The following is a 19,782-nucleotide window of genomic DNA, read 5'->3' on the forward strand; positions in this document are numbered from 1 at the left end:
AGCCGCTACTCGTGCATATCGTTGAGATGTATCTCCAAAGACTTCACCGATATATATATTTCGTACACTGATATGGCCAGCGAAACAATCAGCAATATCAGCGCTAAACCGAAGATATAGGCCGAAAGCAGATGGAGACGGATATAGACAAAGAACATGCTGACCACGCACAGCAGCAGGCTTCCGATACCCGCCACCTGCATGGCACGCGTCAGGTAGAGCCGCTTCCTCAGGTTGGCAATCTGCGCCGCCTTCACCGAAGACGGGTTCTCCATGTACTGTTCCTTCAAGGTGCGCACCAGTTGGGCATAGGACAAGAAACGGTTAGTATAGGCCAGCATAATCAGCGATATGGCCGAAAACAGCAAAGCGGGGGTGGTTAAATCTATTTCCATAAGAATGATGCTTAATTATATCTATCCGTCCCGATAGCAGGACTTACTTCCGCAAAGATAAACGAAAGATTGAAACCACAGAAACAAGTTTCCTTTTTTCCATTTCCCAAAGATTTATCCTACTTTTGCAGTGACAATAAAAAACGCCTTACCACCGTAACTTAACAAATACGACCATGCGATATACCGTTTCCGCTCCTGCCTCACTGCACGCAGCCATACAGCTCCCGGCATCCAAAAGCATCAGTAACCGGGCACTCATCCTCCACTCCCTTGCCCACGGCAATATCCTGCCCTGCAATCTGAGCGATTGTGACGACACCATAGTGATGACTCGCGCCCTCGACGGAAATCCCGGACATATAGATATCCTTGCCGCCGGCACCGCCATGCGTTTCCTCACCGCCTACCTCAGCGTAACTCCTGGCACCCGAATCATCACCGGTACGCAACGCATGCAGCAACGCCCCATCCGCATACTGGTAGACGCCCTGCGAGAGCTCGGCGCCCGCATAGAATACGTCGGAAACGAAGGGTTCCCTCCCTTGCGCATCACCGGAACAGAACTGACCGGCAGCGAAATATCCCTCGCCGGCAATGTCAGCTCACAATACATATCCGCCCTGCTGATGATTGGTGCCGTCCTTCCCAAAGGCCTGCGCCTGCACTTGACGGGTGACATCATCTCCCGCCCCTACATCAACCTGACCCTGCAACTGATGCGCGACTTCGGCGCCCAAGCCGACTGGGTCTCCGAAGATTGCATCACCGTCAGCCCCGGCGGATACACGGATACCCCTTTCACCGTAGAAAGCGATTGGAGCGCCGCCTCTTACTGGTATCAGATGATGGCAATAGAAGGAATTAAAAATGAAAAAATAAAAGGGGGAGACAGAAGTAGCGCAAAAGAAAGTGAAGACAGCACGAAGGAAGAAGCGCACACGGCAGAAATCGAACTACTCGGTCTCTTCGCCCACAGCTATCAAGGCGACAGCCGCGGCGCGGAAGTCTTTGCCCGCCTCGGCGTCCATACCGAATATACAGACCGGGGAGTAAAACTGACCCGTAAGGGTACTCCCGCCACCCGTCTCGACGAAGACATGGTGGACATCCCGGACCTGGCGCAGACCTTTGTCGTCACCTGCTGCCTGATGGACATCCCTTTCCGCTTCACCGGACTGCAAAGCCTCAAAATAAAGGAGACCGACCGTATCACCGCCCTCATTAGGGAACTGCGTAAACTGGGTTACGTCGTGCGCTCCGAGCAAGACAGCATCTTGTTGTGGGATGGCGAACGCTGCCCGGCAGACGCTAACCCCGTCATCGCCACCTACGAAGACCACCGTATGGCAATGGCATTTGCCCCCGCCTGCCTTGTACTGCCCCAAATACGGATAAATGAACCACAGGTCGTTACCAAATCTTACCCTGCTTACTGGGAAGACTTGCAAAAGGCGGGATTTAAAGTCCGCCAAGATGCAATGCAATCTTAGAATAAAGCTTTTATTCTTAGAAATACAGCCTTTATTCTTAAGAATATAACCTTTATTCTTAGGAATAAAGGATACATTCTAAGATTAGGATGCATCCAAAGTAGTTTTATACTACGTTCCAAGCAAGTAATGCCTGCGTCGGGCGAAAGTAATCTGCCTACCTGCAATCTGACTCATTATTTTGTCGTGTACAAAACAATGTGTATCTTTGTCCGTTCTATTAATGGAACATGTTTTTCAAGAAAAGGAGGCCTATGTGGATATTGATTATTAGCCTGATTGCCCTTGCCCTCGTGGCAGCCACAGCCGGAATTATACGCAACCGGAAACTGCAGAAGAAGATAGACCGCGGCGAACTGGACGCCATGCCCGAAGTGCAGGAAGTGGATTCCGAATGCTGCGGACAGCATGAAATCTGCGAACGTGACAGCTTACTGGCAGCCGTCAGCAAACAAATTGAATATTACGATGACGAGGAACTGGACAAATACATCGGCACCGCTCCCGATGCCTATACTCCCGAGCAGGAAGACGAGTTCCGCGACGTGTTCTACACCATGCAAGACACGGACGTAGCCGGATGGGTGCGCAGCCTGCAATTACGCGGCATAGCCCTGCCGGAAAATATCAAGGATGAAGTATTCCTCATTATCGGCGAACGTCGTCTCCCCCCCCATTCCTAACACTCCACATCCAACTTTTAATTTGTAATTCTTAATTTTTAATTGAATAAATGGAGCTACTGCAATACACCTTTTTCCAACATGCCCTCATCGGCAGTCTGCTGGCAAGCATTGCTTGCGGGCTGATAGGCACATACATCGTCACCCGGAGACTGGTGTTCATCAGCGGCGGATTGACGCATGCCTCCTTCGGCGGTATCGGTCTGGGATTGTATACCGGCATTTCTCCCATTCTGTCGGCAGCCTTGTTTGCAGTCTTGTCCGCTTTCGGTGTAGAGTGGCTCAGCAAACGAAAGGATATGCGGGAAGACTCCGCTATTGCCGTATTCTGGACATTGGGCATGGCATTGGGCATTATGTTCACTTTCCTTTCGCCGGGATTCGCACCCGACTTGTCCGCCTATCTCTTCGGTAACATTCTCACGATTACCTGGAGCGACATCGCTCTATTGGGTGGGCTTGCCCTGCTGCTGATACTGTTTTTTGCACTGTATCTCCATCCTATCATCTACGTGGCTTTCGACCGGGAGTTTGCCCGCTCGCAAGGCATTCCGGTGCAGGTATTCGAATATGCACTGATGATGTTCATTGCGCTTACCATCGTGGCATGCCTGCGCATGGTGGGCATCGTGCTGGTCATTTCGCTGCTCACCGTTCCGCAGATGACCGCCAACTTGTTCTCGCATCGGTTCCACCGCATCATCTGGCTTTCCATCGGCATCGGTTACCTCAGTTGCCTGGGCGGGCTGATGATTTCTTTCTACTTGAATGTCCCCTCGGGTGCATCCATCATATTCTTTTCCATCATTATCTATGCCATTTGCAAGACGGGAAAAAGTTTTTGGCTATATTTGCAACGCTAAAGAAATCTATAAACACAATGGAAATCAAAATTCAGTCATTAGACCAGATTCATGAAGCCGCCCGCCAGTTCATCGCTGAAATGGGCGACAATACCGTCTTCGCCCTCTATGGAAAAATGGGGGCGGGCAAGACGACTTTCATCAAAGCCGTTTGCGAGGAGTTGGGCGTTTCCGACGTCATCACCTCCCCTACTTTCGCCATTGTCAACGAATACCGTTCCGACACTGCCGGCGAACTGATTTACCATTTTGACTTCTACCGCATCAAGAAACTGGAAGAAGTGTATGACATGGGGTACGAAGATTACTTCTACAGCGGCGCCCTCTGCTTCATAGAATGGCCGGAGCTGGTAGAGGAGCTCTTGCCGGGTAATACCATCAAGGTCACCATCGAAGAAGTGGAGAACGGAGAGCGGAAAGTCACGTTAGAGAACTTTGAATAAGGCATGCTTTTCCCCCACTTTAATTTTTAATTCTTAATTTTTATTTCTGATGAGCCAATACTTCGTTCAAGGAATTTTTGCCGTCGCGGGCATCACCGCCTTGCTGGCAGCCATATTGGACTGGAACTGGTTCTTTACTGCCCGAAACACCCAGTTTATCGTACAAAATGTAGGGCGGCGACAAGCCCGCCTGTTCTACGGCGTATTGGGTGTCATCCTCATCGGCACGTCCATCTTCTTTTTTCTGAATACGCCACCGGCTACATAAAAACAAAAAATCGCGGATGAAGCCATGCTCATCCGCGATTTTCCTATACTTTTGATACAGACTATTCTTCGTCCAAAGATTCCGTATATTCCATCTCACCTTGTACGATGAAAAGGATTTCTTCCGGATCATAGTCACCCATCTCATCCTTATGGGCTTCCTTGACAATATAGTCCACGATTTTCCCCAAATCAATCTCGATGTACCCATCCGCATCCGGCTGCGCATCAAGGATGCCGCTCTCGGAATAGTACTCGTCAATCAAATCGAGAAAATAATAGAACTCGTCGTCAGAGAACTTCTCTTTCAACTCCTGCGGCAAATAATTCTTGATGTACTCGATGGTCTTTTCATCATCGACATCATTCTGCAAAAAATCGTCTTCCATTCCCATACTTACTATTGCTTAAAGGGTTAATGTTATTGACTATTTGACGATTTACGATTTACTATTTGGCTGCGCTATGATACCGAAAGGGTAAATCGTAAATAGTAAATCGTCAAATAGTACCTTATAATATCGCTTCTATCTTGGCCACGTAAGCAGATTTCGGAGCAGAACCTACTTGCTTGTCCACCAGCTCTCCATTCTTGAAGAACAAGACTGTAGGGATGTTGCGTATACCATATTCGGCAGCCACGTCGCCGTTCTCATCCACGTCACATTTGCCAATGATTACCTTTCCTTCATATTCAGTAGCCAATTCATCGATGATTGGTCCCACCATCTTACAAGGGCCGCACCAAGGTGCCCAGAAATCCATAACGACCGGCTTTCCCTCTGCCAGGATTTCTTGAAAATTGCTGTCTGTAATTTCTAAAGCCATTTCTTTTAATATTAAATGTCAACTATAATTATTAATTTACTGTCAATTGCGTTTTATCAACCTTCGCTTTCGAAGCAAAGATAGTGCAAACCGAATGCAAAACAAAATGAACTAGTTCATTTTTTATGCTGAGATGCAGCCTATCTTCGTTTTCCAACAAAGATAACTAATTAATCCTGAACTCAAGATCCGGACGCTCTTTTAAATAAGTAATCAGTTCACGCCCCACGGAAAGCTTCACGGGACGGGAAATCAAATCGACCGTCATCTTGCTATCCTCATCTCTGACTTTGAAATAAAGCTCCGTACTGCCCGGACGTTCCTTGGTCAGTTCCGCCAGTTCAGTTATCAAAGCCTTGTTCAGCACACTCAGCGGAATGAGAATGGTTATCTTCTCAATCAGTTTCTCCTTGACGTCAGGCAACAGTTCCATGGAGGTTATCTTCAGCTCCAACTCATCCTGCCGCCATTGCTTGGGCTGGCAACGGGCTTTGATGAACAAGAAGGTACGCTCACCCAAATACCCCTGATAGGTCACCCAATCATTTCCGAAGAAAGGAAGCTCTGCCGAACCGGAATAGTCTTCAATCTTGGCTATGCCGTAAGGATTTCCATTTTTGCTGATACCGCGACGCACGGCGGTCACGATGCCACCCATTGTTATTTCGCGTCCCACAAGTGCCGTCTTATCTTCCAGCTCTGCCATGTGAGTGTTGCAAACATGCTCCAGAACTACGGAATACTCATCCAACGGGTGTGCGGACAGATAGATACCTACCAAATCGCGCTCCCGGTTCAAACGGTCGAGGTCGCTCCAACGTTCCGCTACCGGTATTTCCGGAGTGGCGATATCCACCACATTCTCACCACCGAACAGGGAGTTTGCAGCCGCAGCCTGATCGGCCTGATAACGGTTACCATAACGCACCAAGGTTTCGAGGAAGACCTCGTTCTTGGAGTTTACGGCAAAATACTGCTCTCGCTTCAGCTCCGGGAAGCTGTCGAACCCGCCTGCCAAAGCAAGACATTCCAGGTTCTTCTTGTTGCAGGCTGTCAGATTGACACGCTGCACAAAATCAAATATACCTTTGAAAGGACCATTCTTCTCGCGTTCCTCCACGATGCTCTGCACAGCACCCTCGCCTACCCCTTTCACCGCACCAAGGCCAAAACGGATATTGCCTTCCTTGTTCACGGTGAACTTCAGGTTACTTTCATTTACATCCGGTCCCAATGTATTGATACCCATTACCTTGCATTCATCCATCAGTTTGGTTATATCGGTAATATTCGCCAAACTTCGGCTCATGACCGCCGCCATGTATTCGGCCGGATAATTGGCCTTGAGGAAAGCCGTCTGATAGGCCACCCACGAATAGCAAGTGGCATGTGACTTATTGAAGGCATAGGATGCAAACTTTTCCCAGTCGGCCCAGATTTTCTCGAGCACCTTCGGGTCGTGGCCGTTCTTTTGTCCACCCGAAATGAATTTCGGCTTCATGTGGTCCAGCTTGTCACGCAGTTTCTTACCCATCGCCTTACGCAAGGCATCGGACTCACCACGGGTGAAGTCTGCCAGCAAACGCGACAGAAGCATGACCTGCTCCTGGTAGACCGTAATGCCGTAGGTATCCTTCAGATACTTCTCCATGATGGGGATGTCATACTCGATGGGCTTGCGTCCCCACTTACGGTCGATGAAGTCGGGGATATAATCCATAGGACCCGGACGGTAGAGGGCATTCATGGCAATCAAATCCTCGAAAGTGCTAGGTTGCAACTCGCGCAGATACTTCTGCATACCGGCCGATTCAAACTGGAACGTACCGATGGTGCGGCCGTCGCAATAGAGTTTATAGGTAGCAGGGTCAGAAATGGATATCTTGTCGATGTCGAGTTCCAAGCCGCGGTGCAGACGTACATTGGCAACGGCTTCCTTAATGATGGACAAGGTTTTCAGTCCGAGGAAGTCCATCTTGATAAGTCCCGTATCTTCGATGACGGAACCTTCGTATTGGGTAACGAGCATCTTCTCGCCCGTCTCCTTATCATCCGCCGTGCTGACGGGTACCCAATCCGTGATGTCGTCACGACAAATAATAGTACCGCAGGCATGCACACCCGTACCGCGCACATTACCTTCCAGCATCTTGGCGTATTTCATCGTATCGCGCACCAGGGGATCGGGTGAAGCTTCCGCAGCCTGCAATTCGGGTACGTACGCGATAGCATTCGGCAGGTTGAGTTTCTTGTCGGGAATCTTATCCGGCACGAGCTTGCACAGACGGTCCGATTCGCTCAAAGGCAGTTTCTGTACGCGCGCCACGTCCTTGATGGCCATCTTGGTCGCCATTGTGCCGTATGTAATGATGTGCGCCACCTTCTCTTGCCCGTATTTCTCCGTCACCCAGCGGAGCACTTCTCCACGTCCGTCATCATCGAAGTCCACATCGATATCAGGCAAAGAGATACGGTCGGGATTCAGGAAACGCTCGAACAGAAGGTCGTATTGAATCGGGTCTATTTTCGTGATGCCCAAGCAATAGGCCACCGCCGAGCCGGCAGCCGAACCACGTCCCGGTCCTACCGAAACGCCCAGCTGTGTGCGGGCGGCATTGATAAAGTCCTGCACAATCAAGAAGTATCCCGGGAAACCCATCGTCTTCATGATGTACAGCTCAAAGACCAGACGTTCCTTCACCTCGTCGGACAAGGGATCACCGTACAGTTTCTTGGCACCGTCGAATGCCAATTTTGCCAGATAGTCGGCTTCCAGCTTGATACGGTACAGCTTGTCGTAGCCCCCCAGACGCTTTATCTTGGCATTGGCGGCATCCTCATCCAGCACCACCTTGCCGTTTTCATCCTGGGTAAACTCATCAAATAAGTCCTTTTCGGTATATTTCTGCCGATAGCCCTCTTCCGTTCCAAAATCTTCCGGAATAGCAAACGTAGGCATAATAGGAGCATGGTCGATGGAATAATATTCCACCTTGTCCAAAATCTCCAAGGTATTGGACAAGGCTTCGGGAATATCCTCAAACAAGGCGCTCATCTCAGCCTTTGTCTTCATCCATTCCTGCTTGGTATAGAGCATTCGGGTAGGGTCATCCAGGTCTTTACCCGTGCTCAGACAAATCAGGCGGTCGTGCGCTTCCGCATTCTCTTCATCCACAAAGTGGACGTCATTAGAGCAGATAACCTTAATGTCATATTTCCGGGCAAGCTCCAGCAACTTGGCATTCGCCTTCTGCTGAAGCGGATAGGCTTCGTGATTGGCACGGGGAACAGTGGCTTTATGGCGCTGAAGCTCCAGGTAGTAATCATCGCCAAACAAATTCTTATACCAGCGTACAGCTTCTTCCGCCTCTTCCAGCTGGTCATTGATAATCTTCTTAGGGACCTCGCCACCGATACAAGCCGAGCAGACAATCAGCCCCTCATGATACTTTTCCAGTTCACTGCGGTCTGTACGCGGACGCATATAGTATCCCCTTGTCCAGGCATGCGATACAAGTTTTATCAGATTGTGATACCCCTTCTCATTCTTCGCCAGCACAATCAGGTGATAGCCACTCTGGTCCGGCTTCCCCTCCTTCTTATCCATGGTTCGGCGAGCCACATACATTTCACAGCCTACAATCGGCTTGAACAACTTGCTTTCCGCTTCTGCCATCTTGGCACGGCAACCGGCAATCTCCGCTTCCTTGTCTTCACACTCTATCTCACCGCTTTCAATACCGGCAATCCTTTTCTTGAGGTCCTTTATCTCCCCCTTCGGCCCGCTGTTCTTCTTGTTGACATAGTTGGTGAACTCCTTGATACCGAACATATTTCCATGGTCGGTCACGGCAATGCCTTTCATACCATCCTTCATGGCCTTGTCAACCAACCTGCTGACACTTGCCTGGCCATCCAGAAGAGAGTATTGGGTATGGACATGTAAATGAACAAAATCTTGCATATATATCCTTTCTATTCAGAGCCTAAAATTACAACCTCTATCACAGCTAACAAAAATATTTCCCAAAAAGTTATCAACATACACATTTCTCTCTCCAAATCCTTGTTAGATTTTCAAAATAAGCCTATTTTTGCAGATAATTTCTATCTAAATTAGCAAATACGATATACATGAGTCGATTAAAAAGATTAAAAAAGATACGCATACACCGTGAAGGAACACATACATTGGCAGGCAGCCTGGCCTTGATTCTGGCTGTCAACACTGCCCTTTACTTCGGATTGGAATGCAAAGTTCCTTTTTACGTAGTAGCGGTCATCAGCCTCATAGTATATGGCATACTCGTGAACTTCTTCCGCTGCCCCATCCGTTTGTTCGAACAAGAAACGGAGAAAGTCGTGGTAGCTCCTGCCGACGGTAAAATCGTAGTGGTGGAAGAAGTGGAGAAAAACGAATACTTCCACGACCGCCGTATCATGGTATCTATATTCATGAGTCTGGTTAATGTACACGCCAACTGGTATCCGGTAGACGGTACGGTAAAGAAGGTGTGGCACCAAAACGGAAAGTTCATGAAAGCCTGGCTGCCCAAAGCCAGCACCGACAACGAGCGTTCCACCGTAGTAATAGAAACCCCGGAAGGCGTGGAGATTATGGCACGACAGATAGCCGGAGCCATGGCGCGCCGCATCGTGACCTATGCCGAACCAGGCGAGGAATGCTATATTGACGAACATATGGGTTTCATCAAATTCGGCTCTCGCGTGGATGTCTTTCTGCCGTTGGGCACCGAAGTATTCGTTAAACTAGGACAACTGACTACTGGCAATCAGACAGTGATAGCCAAACTTAAATAATAAAAGAACAACAATGGCAAACTGCATTACCCGCCATATTCCAAATACTCTGACCTGCCTGAACCTATTCTCCGGGTGTATTGCTTGTGTCATGGCATTCGAAGCCAGATATGAATGGGCACTCGCTTTCATTATTTTCAGTGCCGTATTCGATTTCTTCGACGGCATGATGGCACGTGCACTGGACGCACACTCCATTATCGGCAAGGATTTGGATTCTCTGGCAGATGATGTCAGTTTCGGAGTGGCCCCTTCCCTGATTGTATTTTCCTTGTTCAAGGAAATGGACTATTCGGGCGCAATGGAAAGCTTGGCCGGTGTTTTCCCCTATCTCGCATTTCTTTTGTCCGTATTCTCTGCACTGCGGCTTGCCAAGTTCAACAACGATACCCGCCAGACGAGCTCTTTCGTAGGACTTCCCGTCCCGGCAAACGCCTTGTTCTGGGCTTCATTGGTGACGGGCGCTCACGACTGGCTGGTGAGCGGCAGCTTCCATCCGGTTTATCTGTTGCTGCTGGTCTGCCTTTTCTCATGGCTACTTGTATCGGAGATTCCAATGTTCTCACTCAAATTCAAGAATCTGTCATGGAAAGACAATAAAACAAGCTTCATTTTCCTGCTTGTCTGCATTCCGTTCCTCATCTTCTTGGGAATCTGCAGCTTTGCTGCAATTATCGTGTGGTATATACTACTTTCGCTTATTACAAGGAAAAGTAAATAAACAAATCTTTGGCACGGTTGTTGTATTGAAGTTCGCAGAAAACGAACACATAAAAAGACATTAGCCCATGTTTCATATTTTAGGATTTTTATTCATCATCATAATTGCCATTCTGCTCATTGGCCTCAGCATTATCGGTACTGTCATCCGGAACATATTCGGATTGGGCGGACGCCGTACTTCCTCCAACTCCGGTCCCTACCAAAAAGGAAATGGTAACTACCAGCCGGGAGGGTACTCCTACAATGATAATAGACAATCGTCTGAAGAGGTACAAGCTGAAGAAGGTGAAATACGCCCCCGCCACAAGAAACTGTTCTCCAAAGACGAGGGAGAGTATGTGGATTTTGAAGAAATCAAAGAGTAGGGATTAGGGATAAAGGATTAGAGATTATTTGCGCTTGGCGGCAAAGAACTCTTTCATCAGGGCGGCACATTCATCTGCCAGAATTCCTTTTACCACTTGTGTTTTGGGATGCAATGCCTGCGAGGCATAGCGCTGATACCCTCTTTTCTCATCTTCAGCACCAAAGACCAGACGTCCCATCTGCGCCCAGGCAATGGCACCGGCACACATCACGCAGGGTTCCACTGTGACATAGAGAGTACATTCATTCAGATATTTGCCGCCAAGGGATGCAGCGGCAGCGGTAATGGCTTGCATCTCGGCATGGGCGGTGACATCTGTCAAGGTCTCCGTCAGATTATGGGCACGAGCTATGATACGGTCCTTGCAAACCACAACCGCACCTACAGGAACTTCTCCCCGTTCACCTGCCTTCTGCGCTTCCTGAAGTGCCTGCTTCATATAATAGCTATCGTCCAACGCCATCCCCTTTTAATTGTTAATTTCTAATTTTTAATGCTCATCTCCTCATGTCGTGCTCACCGAACAAAGTAGGATAATCCTCTTCCATATTCTTATGGATAAACATGAGAATAGTCTCCCGCAGCCAACGCGACTTGTTCGTTATCTTGTATTTCTCCAGATAACGATCCACAATCCGCTGCTCTTCCTCGCTCATCAGGCATACCATGCGCTGCTCGCGCTTCGGTTCTTCGGGCGTTGCTTTCGCACACGTTTTATCTCTCTTTCTCATATTTCCTGCAAAATTACTTTTACTTCTGTAAAAACAAAACGAACCTACGTAATTTTTATATCAGAAACGCTTAAATGGCACTGAAATATTTTTTTGACCGATAAACTTAAAGAATTTCTTAAAAACATTTTAATTTAATAATTAAAAACGTATTTTTGGAGAGTTCTAAATTTAAAAGGTATGAAACATGTAAATTATCTCAGCTTCTTTCTACTCGCGTTGTTCAGTATAAGTTTTATCTCATGTAGTGACGATGACGATAATAAGCTTAATACCGGCATAACCAATCAAAGTTGGACAGAGGGAAAATCCCTGGAGATCAGCCAGGATAATGACTTGTCTGTAAGCTTCAATGCTGCAGCTAAATGGGTAGCTTCCGTCACCTCTGGAGCGGATTGGTGCAAACTGAATACGACCTCGGGCACAAAAGGACAAAGTACCTTGAAATTATCTGTAAGTACAAGTTCCACCACCGACCGGACAGCCAGAATCTCCATTAATATAGACGGCTATTCTCCTGCAAGTTTTGAAGTTACACAAAAAGGGACCAGTGCTCCCCAAACCACTGAAGATATGGAGATTAACGCAAAAGTTGATGAATATCTGAGAGAAATGTATCTCTGGAACGATGAATACAAAACATTGAATCTTGACCATAACAAAGGCTATGAAGACTTCTTCTATGATGCATTGGGAAGTATGACTACTAATACTTTGGATAAAAAGGCCACTGCGGATGGAAAATATACTCTCTTTTCATACATACAGAAAAAAAATCCCATCGGTTCAACCCGTTCCACTCAATGGGTAAAAAAAGAACAAACTTACAGTTTCGGCATTACCGGAGCAGACGTTCGAGCAATTGGAAGCGAAGATAATTACACTATCTACTTCTTTGTACAAGGTGTTTACCCCAATTCACCGGCAGCACGGGCAGGTATTAAACGAGGTTCCTCAATCATGCAAATAAACGGAGAGAAGTTAACCATGAGTAATTATTGGCAACATTACCTAGATTTACTGATACCAGCTTCGGCTTTCAGCCTGAAAATTACAGAGGAAAAGACAGAGGGAGGAACCCAAGAAAAAGACATATCTTCCGAAGCCATGTACTGCAATCCTATTCTTTTCAGTAAAGTGACAACAGAAGAAGAAACCCCAGGGCACAGAATTGGCTATCTTGTTTATTCTGGATTTGAGGCCGGATTTGACCAAGAATTATTCGATGTATTCAAAGAATTCAAAAGTCAGAATATCACGGACCTAATTTTGGATTTACGTTACAATGGAGGTGGCCACGTTATATCAGCCAACCTAATAGCAACTTGTATAGCCGGCGCAAAATCTGAAGGCAAAGTGTTCACAAGCCTGAGATATAATAAAGAAAGAATGAAAAAACGCAATGATAAACGTGAGGAAGAATTGTTTGCATATTCCAACTATGAGAATCTGGCTACGTCTCTATCAGCAGGTGCCTTAAACCTTCAGCACGTCTATTGTATCGTAGGTAACGGAACAGCATCAGCCAGTGAACTTGTCATCAATTCTCTAAAGGGAATAGATGTAGAAGTAACACTTATAGGTAAAAGAACTACCGGTAAAAATGTAGGTATGGAACCAGTAGAATATACCATAAGAAATAACGTCTACGAAGTGGTTCCCATCACCTTCCAAAGCTATAATGCCAAAGGAGTTGGAGATTATGAAAATGGGTTCACACCTGACATCGAAATAGATGAAAACGACCCTTACGGCAGAGGAGACGGATATTACATATAGAGGAGTTCTATAAATTAAAATATTGTAGTACAGTTGTTTATATGGTTCCAAGAGCGTAAATTTGCAGAAAATAAGAATTTTATAATGAACAAGTTATCCCGATACCGTAAGCTTCGTTATAATCAACTATTTGAGTCAGAGAATCGTGAATTGCGTTTGAATGAAATGGGCAATCCTCTTGAAGTGTTGTCTCAGTATGTTGATTTTGAGATCTTTCGTCCTACTCTTGAATCAGCCCTTTTTACCGGAGAGCGCAAAAGTAATGCCGGTCGTCCGCCGATAGACTGTGTGCTGATGTTCAAGGTCTTGTTTCTTCAGCGTTATTATGGTTTGAGTGACCATCAGATAGAGTATCAGATAGTTGACCGTACGAGTTTCCGCAAGTTTCTTGGTATTGAATGTGTTGACGATGTTCCTGACGAGAAGACGGTGTGGAAGTATCGCGAACTCCTGACAAATACAGGCGTTTATGACAAGCTTTTTTCGGAATTTCATAGTTTCATGGAAAGTAAGGGTCTGCAATTCAATGAGGGTCGCATCATTGATGCCAGTTTTGTTATTGCCCCTCGCCAACGTAACACCCGTGATGAAAATGAGCAGATAAAACAGGGAGCGGGTAATAAGTTGTGGAATGACAATCCCCACAAGAAGTGCCACAAGGATGTAGATGCCCGCTGGACAAAGAAGCGTGATGAGACTTTTTACGGCTACAAGCAGCATACTAAAGTTGAGAAACGCAATAAGATCATACTTTCTTATGATACCACGTCGGCAGAAGTGCATGATTCCAAAGGCTTTGAAGGACTGCTGGATGAAAAAGACGAAGGCAAGGACTTGTATTTGGACGCCGGTTATGTCGGACAAGAGGAGATTGTAAAACAGCATAAGATGAATCCGATAATTTGCGAAAAGGGCTACCGTAACCGTCCGCTTACCAAGGAGCAGAAATCAGACAATAGGAAAAAATCCAAGACACGTTGCCTTGTCGAGCATGTATTCGGGTTTGAGGAACAAACCATGCGTGGACTTGTGGTGCGTACAGTAGGGCTTATTCGTGCTAAAGCCAATGTAGCACTCACCAGTCTTGTGTATAACATCAGTCGTTACACGCAAATAATCAGGCTGAAACCTGAGTTGTTGGGGTGAATTATGCCTGCACATCCAATTTTTACAACAAACACAAGTTAATTATTGTAAAAATTGGGGGGGGTAGAAAATATTCGCTAAATTTGAAAGACTAAAGCTCACAAATTGGGCAGTTAAAGAGTTCTGCTGTCTGATACAAGAGGATAAATTGAATTGATAGAACTCACCTATACAGAGACTATGGTTCGGATAAAGAGTTCCTATATGCCCGTGCCATCCAGGAAATCACCGGTCAGGCTCCGGCACCCACAACACGCAGTGCAGAACCCCTGATGAGAGGCAAAGCCTTGAAGGTCCCTGCCATCTACCGACGAGGACATGAAGGCATGATTAAGTTGCCGGAATAATGGCAATACACAATATTCTTGGAAAAGCCGGTGAAGACGCCGCTGCCAAATATTTGGAACAGAACGGTTACACCATACGTGACCGTAACTGGCGGAAGAATCACCTTGAGCTGGATATTGTAGCCGACAAAGATAAGGAACTGATTATTGTGGAAGTGAAAACCCGTAGCAATACGGACTACATCGAGCCGCAGAATGCCGTGAACTGGCAGAAAATACGACGTATTGTCGTAGCGGCCGATGCCTATATCAAGCACTTCTGTTTGGATGCACCCGTCCGCTTCGACATCATAACTGCTGTAGGCGAACCGGGAGCATTCAGGATAGAGCACATGAAGGATGCCTTCTATCCACCCATATTTTGATAATTGACAATTGATAAGTGAGAGTTATTTCAATCGTAAATCGTAGATTATAAATTGTAAACCGTAAATACCATCATGGACATAGAAACCGCCCGCGAATATTGCCTCAGCAAAAAGGCCGTCACGGAATGCCTTCCGTTCGACGAATACTCGCTCGTGATGAAAGTCATGGATAAAATGTTTGCACTTATCGACCTGGAAAGCGCCAACAAGATTTGTCTGAAATGCGACCCCGAATATGCACTCGAACTGCGGGAGCACTATGCTGCCATCGAAGGTGCCTATCACTTCAACAAAAAGTACTGGAACCAGGTGTTCCTTGACGGTGACGTCGACGACAAACTGTTGAAGCAACTGATAGACCACTCTATGGAAGAAGTATTGAAGAAGTTCACCAAAAAAATGCGTACCGAATATGAAGCCCTGCCCTGACACATTCCCGTTCCCGCTGGTAGCATTGGACGAAACGGCATCGACCAACCAATACCTCAGCCAGCTTTGCAACCAGTTGCAAGAATCCGTTGCCGAACTAACAACCGTGACTGCCGAGTTCCAAACCGCCGGTAAAGGCCAGCGCGGCAACACCTGGGAAGCTGAAGAAGGCAAGAACCTGCTTTTCAGCTTTGTACTCTACCCTTCTTTTCTGGAAGCCCGCCGACAGTTCATCCTTTCACAAATCGTTTCCCTCGCCATTAAGGAAGAACTGAGCAGATGGTCTGATGAAATCACCATCAAATGGCCGAACGACATTTATTGGAAAGACAAGAAAATCTGCGGTATACTGATAGAGAACGACCTTTCCGGACATCATATCAGGCGCAGCATTGCCGGAATCGGCATCAACATCAACCAGGAAGTCTTCAACAGTGATGCTCCCAACCCCGTCTCACTGAAACAAATCACCGGAAAGGAGCACGACCGTTATGAAATCCTTGCCCATATCCTGAGACGTGTACAAATCTACTACAACAGCCTCCAAATGGAGGACTTCGCCGTCTACTCCGACGAGATATCCACACGGTATGCCCGCTCCCTTTTCCGTCGCCGGGGATTGCACCCTTATGAAGATGCCAACGGCAAGTTCCTTGCCCGGTTGCTGCGTGTAGAGCAAGACGGACGGTTCGTGCTGGAGGATGAAGGAGGAAGTGAACGGGAATATCTGTTCAAGGAAGTGCAATACATTCTGTAAAGGAGATTCATCCCTATCACAAAGTTTATTTTGAAATTCATCTGTCACGCTATCACGTCACAAGGGAGGAACCATCTATGCCAAACAAGTTGCCTATCGCAAACTTTTGGAACTCACCATCGAACAAGCGACACAGACGGAAACCATCCACCGGATGCACTTCCCTCTACAACTATCAACTGCGTGAAAAAGAGAACAACCGGCTGAAAGCGACAACTTAGAGTTGCTCAACCACATCTTGCAACAAAAAGCGATAGAAAACGAGCAAGAGCAGGAGGGCCAAGAGTATCTGCTTGGTTCCAATATATAGCAGAAACTATAAGAACGGGCAAACTTCGCTCGTGGCGAGGCATACATCACCCCTGAAGAATGGGAAATACTGAAAGAACTGATGTCTCCTGTCTGCCCCAACTTCTTTGAAAAGCTGCATTCACTGCACAATCCCAACGAAAACGAACTGCACGTATGTATGCTTATCAAGCTCCAATTCCGCCAAACAGACATCGCACGGTTGATGCACCCAAGCCGGAAAGCATTTCTTCCATCCGAAGACGACTTTATCAGAAAGTGACCGGAGAAAAAGGGACACCGGAAATGTGAGAATGAAAATTATGAAATTTCTTTAGCTCTACTTTCTTTTGTTTTGATTACAAAAGTAACAAAATATGCTGGCAAAAAGTGAATTTGTTCTTTTTGCCAGCATCACTTAATTGGTATCTAAAATTCTTAAACGATAGAACCTTCTATGTATAACAACCATTAACTAAAGAGTGAAAAGGCTCCAATAGACCCAACGACGAACACAGCGACAATCACCCATATAAATGAGATAATGAAACCTGCAATGGCGCAGCCGCGCGGACTTTTGAATAAGCCGATGAAACTAAAAAGCGCACCGAGGAACCAGATAATCCACCCAAGAATAGGTATCCACCCAAGAAAGATTCCAAGAATGGCGAATACCAGCCCAGTAGTGCCGATACCATTGGATTGCTTACCTGGAACATTTACGTAAACCGACTGTTGCGTAGCATTTGTGTTCTGCTGGAACGGCTGCTGGGCTGTTTGAGGTTGAACCTGAGGTTGTCCTGCTTGCAGGACTGCATTACAATGAGGGCAGGTGGTAGCTTTGTCCGAAACCTGCTTTCCACAATGGGAACAAAAAATGAGTGCCATAATACAAAATATATTAGCGTTAATAAATAAAAAACTATTCTAGGTGAGTATGTTGTTTGGAAACATACAGCACAAGTCCCTTATAATCAACCTTATAAAAGTCTCCTACTTCTCCTAAATAAGGAAACCGTTCACCTTTCTCCGGGTGACGGTTGGTTCCGTCAGCCCACTTGTATGTTTCTGCATCCGACGATGGTGCATACCGTAAACGTAGGTTGACACCATCAATCACTACTTGCCGCGAAGTACCTACGACAGATTCCAATGTGTTGGTCTTATCCTTAAAATAATCGGTCGTATAATAAAATATACCGAAACTTACTAACAGCACCAATACAATACCACCAATAAACCAATATAAAGCCCTACTCCTTGGGGGAAGGGAAAGTTCCTGCTCTTCAACCTCTATAGGAGATGCTGTCTGTGTAATGGATACCGGAGGGATAGATGAAGCGGCAATCGGCGTAGCTGGTACAACGGGACATCCGCATTGCGGACAAACGTATACGGAATCAGCCAGCTCAGCACCACATTCATGGCAATGGCGATTTTTCGTGGCAGATATGGGGCACCCGCATGTGGGGCACGATGTTACACCGTTAGGGATTTCAGTTCCACATTCACTACAAACAATAAACTGTTCCTCTTCTGCACAACGTTCACTGATGTTACCACACTTCGGACAGAAACATTCCTTTTGATAAGCATCATGTTCAAATATGTGTTGGCATGAAGTACACTTGAATTTCATTTTCGTACTCATAAATAGTTATTTTTAGTTGTTGAAATACTCAAGGGATTGTGTCTCGATACGTTCCGGTTCTGTTTTGGTAGAGAATGACTCACCATTCTCCTTATACTCTTTCACCTGATTGGTGCGGGTAACTTTTCGCTTTAACCAATTCCCATGCTCGTCCACTTCCAGATACTCATATCTATCTGTGGTAAGGTAATCTCCGGTTTCATCGTAATCGTGTACACTTTTACTATCAGGAAGAAGGTTCACACCGGTGTAAGTGAATGTTTCTGTGAGGTAAATCATTCTTACCTGACTTTTACGTTCTATGATTCTGTCCTGCTCGTCAAAAAGATATTCTACAGAACCTTCCATATCGGATTCATTCTTACTCATATCGCTCCGCTTATGGTCGCTGTATGTGATGGTGTAAGAGCCCCAATCGCTTCGGCTGTATTCTGTACGGTTGTCATTGTACTTATAAATCAGGGAATATTCTTCCCCTTTACTGATTTCCAGTATATTCCCAACCTTGTCAAACCGAGTGGTTTCCCCTTCACTATTGGTCAGACTTTCTACGCTCCCATATAGGCCGAGACCTTTACGTGCCGACAAAGGATGAGGAGTTTCAGTTTCTTTATTAACGGGAGCCGCATTCAAAATGCCATCAACATCTGAAGTCTTAAATAGTGCCCCTTCAAAGATGAATCCTCCCTCAACGGGCGAATAATATGCGGTATAAGGCTTTACTTCCTCCATCTCCTCCGGAGTAACGTCTTCCAGCAGTCCCCTAAAGGATTCCAAGTGACGTGTGAAGACCAGCCGATTTCCTTCTATCTTTCCATAATAGACCGTTGCCCCTTGGTAGACCGAATTCCAAAGATTTCCATCCTCTGGCACAGAATTATAACCCCTCGCCATAAATACGTTGTTTCCATCCAGTCTGAAAGATAGGGCACCGTATTGTACTCTCTGCTCTGCCAAAGGACAATACGCTTCAAAAGCCTTCTTCGGAATAGAATCATGGGATAGCACTTTGGAAAATTCGCTGTTGACATAGCCCTCTTCACCTGTACGTAACCGAACTTTATACCATCCGTTGACCGAATCTACCAGTTCGCACATTTCTCCACGTTCAACAACCCCTACCTGTTTGCCTTCCACCGATTCCTTTTTGACGCTAATGTCCGACTTTATTGCAATTACATACGTGTGGTTTGGATTCTTTGAGGCAGAAAGAGACTTTTGCTTGGGAGAGTCTTTGCAGGCCATGAATAACAAAAACGTACCGCATAAAATGAATAGGTGACGTGCATTCATAATATTTAAGGTGAGTTCTATCAATTCAATTTATCCTCTTGTATCAGACAGCAGAACTCTTTAACTGCCCAATTTGTGAGCTTTAGTCTTTCAAATTTAGCGAATATTTT

23 protein-coding genes are annotated in these 19,782 nt (G+C 46.3%); 14 read left to right on the forward strand and 9 right to left on the reverse strand.

Features of this window, described 5'->3' with window-relative positions; translation table 11 throughout:
* Window positions 1–5: 5 nt before the first annotated feature.
* Window positions 6–395, reverse strand: a complete 390-nt coding sequence (locus tag HUX74_RS05895; protein ID WP_057097244.1) for a DUF2721 domain-containing protein — start codon at window positions 393–395, stop codon at window positions 6–8.
* A 176-nt stretch (window positions 396–571) separates the two neighbouring features.
* Between HUX74_RS05895 and HUX74_RS05900 the strand changes: the two genes are divergently transcribed.
* The 5 genes from HUX74_RS05900 (at window position 572) to HUX74_RS05920 (ending at window position 4,145) form a co-directional block, all read left to right on the forward strand.
* Entirely contained in the window at window positions 572–1,888 is a 1,317-nt protein-coding gene (locus tag HUX74_RS05900; protein ID WP_117951628.1) for a 3-phosphoshikimate 1-carboxyvinyltransferase, read from the forward strand.
* Between the two features lie 254 nt (window positions 1,889–2,142).
* Window positions 2,143–2,571 carry a phospholipase gene (locus tag HUX74_RS05905; RefSeq protein ID WP_138345846.1) on the forward strand — a complete coding sequence of 143 codons (429 nt, stop codon included), beginning with the start codon at window positions 2,143–2,145 and terminating at the stop codon, window positions 2,569–2,571.
* A 50-nt stretch (window positions 2,572–2,621) separates the two neighbouring features.
* Window positions 2,622–3,434, forward strand: a complete 813-nt coding sequence (locus HUX74_RS05910) for a metal ABC transporter permease (protein WP_055288494.1) — start codon at window positions 2,622–2,624, stop codon at window positions 3,432–3,434.
* A gap of 17 nt (window positions 3,435–3,451) precedes the next feature.
* Window positions 3,452–3,877 carry a tRNA (adenosine(37)-N6)-threonylcarbamoyltransferase complex ATPase subunit type 1 TsaE gene (gene tsaE / locus HUX74_RS05915; RefSeq protein WP_057097246.1) on the forward strand — a complete coding sequence of 142 codons (426 nt, stop codon included), beginning with the start codon at window positions 3,452–3,454 and terminating at the stop codon, window positions 3,875–3,877.
* A gap of 49 nt (window positions 3,878–3,926) precedes the next feature.
* A complete protein-coding gene (locus tag HUX74_RS05920; protein ID WP_117599285.1) occupies window positions 3,927–4,145 on the forward strand; it encodes an immunity 17 family protein in 219 nt (72 codons plus the stop codon).
* 61 nt (window positions 4,146–4,206) lie between these two features.
* Here the strand turns inward: HUX74_RS05920 and HUX74_RS05925 are convergent, their stop codons facing one another.
* From HUX74_RS05925 to dnaE, 3 genes are all read right to left on the reverse strand, one after another.
* Entirely contained in the window at window positions 4,207–4,539 is a 333-nt protein-coding gene (locus HUX74_RS05925) for a hypothetical protein (RefSeq protein WP_005824189.1), read from the reverse strand.
* A 118-nt stretch (window positions 4,540–4,657) separates the two neighbouring features.
* Window positions 4,658–4,972 (reverse strand): thioredoxin, encoded by a 315-nt coding sequence (gene trxA / locus HUX74_RS05930; protein ID WP_005824191.1) that lies wholly within the window; start codon window positions 4,970–4,972, stop codon window positions 4,658–4,660.
* A 166-nt stretch (window positions 4,973–5,138) separates the two neighbouring features.
* Window positions 5,139–8,936 carry a DNA polymerase III subunit alpha gene (gene dnaE / locus HUX74_RS05935; protein WP_174646362.1) on the reverse strand — a complete coding sequence of 1,266 codons (3,798 nt, stop codon included), beginning with the start codon at window positions 8,934–8,936 and terminating at the stop codon, window positions 5,139–5,141.
* Between the two features lie 170 nt (window positions 8,937–9,106).
* Here dnaE and HUX74_RS05940 point away from each other — a divergent pair, with 170 nt between their 5' ends.
* The 3 genes from HUX74_RS05940 to HUX74_RS05950 all read left to right on the forward strand — a co-directional run bounded on the left by HUX74_RS05940 (window position 9,107) and on the right by HUX74_RS05950 (window position 10,881).
* On the forward strand, window positions 9,107–9,793 hold the full coding sequence (locus HUX74_RS05940; RefSeq protein ID WP_174646363.1) for a phosphatidylserine decarboxylase family protein: 687 nt from the start codon (window positions 9,107–9,109) through the stop codon (window positions 9,791–9,793).
* Between the two features lie 13 nt (window positions 9,794–9,806).
* Window positions 9,807–10,514 carry a CDP-diacylglycerol--serine O-phosphatidyltransferase gene (pssA, locus tag HUX74_RS05945; RefSeq protein ID WP_117599282.1) on the forward strand — a complete coding sequence of 236 codons (708 nt, stop codon included), beginning with the start codon at window positions 9,807–9,809 and terminating at the stop codon, window positions 10,512–10,514.
* A 67-nt stretch (window positions 10,515–10,581) separates the two neighbouring features.
* The gene (locus HUX74_RS05950; protein WP_016274162.1) at window positions 10,582–10,881 is read left to right on the forward strand and encodes a DUF4834 family protein; all 300 of its coding nucleotides are present in this window, start codon (window positions 10,582–10,584) and stop codon (window positions 10,879–10,881) included.
* Window positions 10,882–10,905: 24 nt separating this feature from the next.
* Here HUX74_RS05950 and HUX74_RS05955 read toward each other — a convergent pair whose 3' ends face one another.
* The gene (locus tag HUX74_RS05955; protein ID WP_117599445.1) at window positions 10,906–11,340 is read right to left on the reverse strand and encodes a nucleoside deaminase; all 435 of its coding nucleotides are present in this window, start codon (window positions 11,338–11,340) and stop codon (window positions 10,906–10,908) included.
* Window positions 11,341–11,380: 40 nt separating this feature from the next.
* On the reverse strand, window positions 11,381–11,614 hold the full coding sequence (locus HUX74_RS05960; RefSeq protein ID WP_005824205.1) for a hypothetical protein: 234 nt from the start codon (window positions 11,612–11,614) through the stop codon (window positions 11,381–11,383).
* A 180-nt stretch (window positions 11,615–11,794) separates the two neighbouring features.
* On the opposite strand from HUX74_RS05960, the gene HUX74_RS05965 reads away from it, so the two are divergent.
* The 6 genes from HUX74_RS05965 (at window position 11,795) to HUX74_RS05990 (ending at window position 17,011) form a co-directional block, all read left to right on the forward strand.
* Window positions 11,795–13,393 carry a S41 family peptidase gene (locus tag HUX74_RS05965; protein WP_254592834.1) on the forward strand — a complete coding sequence of 533 codons (1,599 nt, stop codon included), beginning with the start codon at window positions 11,795–11,797 and terminating at the stop codon, window positions 13,391–13,393.
* A gap of 84 nt (window positions 13,394–13,477) precedes the next feature.
* Window positions 13,478–14,539, forward strand: a complete 1,062-nt coding sequence (locus HUX74_RS05970) for an IS5-like element IS1169 family transposase (RefSeq protein ID WP_008657074.1) — start codon at window positions 13,478–13,480, stop codon at window positions 14,537–14,539.
* A 346-nt stretch (window positions 14,540–14,885) separates the two neighbouring features.
* A complete protein-coding gene (locus HUX74_RS05975) occupies window positions 14,886–15,251 on the forward strand; it encodes a YraN family protein (RefSeq protein ID WP_117599281.1) in 366 nt (121 codons plus the stop codon).
* Between the two features lie 75 nt (window positions 15,252–15,326).
* Window positions 15,327–15,683, forward strand: a complete 357-nt coding sequence (locus tag HUX74_RS05980) for an MmcQ/YjbR family DNA-binding protein (RefSeq protein ID WP_025834268.1) — start codon at window positions 15,327–15,329, stop codon at window positions 15,681–15,683.
* The gene (locus HUX74_RS05985; RefSeq protein ID WP_005835105.1) at window positions 15,667–16,440 is read left to right on the forward strand and encodes a biotin--[acetyl-CoA-carboxylase] ligase; all 774 of its coding nucleotides are present in this window, start codon (window positions 15,667–15,669) and stop codon (window positions 16,438–16,440) included. Before HUX74_RS05980 ends, HUX74_RS05985 begins: the two co-directional genes overlap by 17 nt.
* A 391-nt stretch (window positions 16,441–16,831) precedes the next feature.
* Window positions 16,832–17,011: a hypothetical protein gene (locus HUX74_RS05990; RefSeq protein WP_117599280.1), complete on the forward strand. Its 180-nt coding sequence runs from the start codon at window positions 16,832–16,834 to the stop codon at window positions 17,009–17,011.
* A gap of 188 nt (window positions 17,012–17,199) precedes the next feature.
* On the opposite strand, the gene HUX74_RS05995 is transcribed toward HUX74_RS05990, so the two are convergent.
* From HUX74_RS05995 to HUX74_RS06005, 3 genes are read right to left on the reverse strand one after another with little or no spacing between them, the layout of a single operon-like run.
* Window positions 17,200–17,616, reverse strand: coding sequence for a zinc ribbon domain-containing protein (locus tag HUX74_RS05995; RefSeq protein ID WP_117599279.1), 417 nt, complete (start codon window positions 17,614–17,616; stop codon window positions 17,200–17,202).
* Window positions 17,617–17,650: 34 nt separating this feature from the next.
* Window positions 17,651–18,379, reverse strand: a complete 729-nt coding sequence (locus tag HUX74_RS06000) for a zinc ribbon domain-containing protein (protein ID WP_117599278.1) — start codon at window positions 18,377–18,379, stop codon at window positions 17,651–17,653.
* Between the two features lie 12 nt (window positions 18,380–18,391).
* On the reverse strand, window positions 18,392–19,516 hold the full coding sequence (locus HUX74_RS06005) for an SH3 domain-containing protein (RefSeq protein ID WP_165491383.1): 1,125 nt from the start codon (window positions 19,514–19,516) through the stop codon (window positions 18,392–18,394).
* Window positions 19,517–19,782: the final 266 nt, after the last annotated feature.

The sequence above is a fragment of the Bacteroides sp. Marseille-P8574 genome, assembly GCF_902825465.1.
GTDB classification, from domain to species: Bacteria; Bacteroidota; Bacteroidia; order Bacteroidales; family Bacteroidaceae; genus Bacteroides; species Bacteroides uniformis.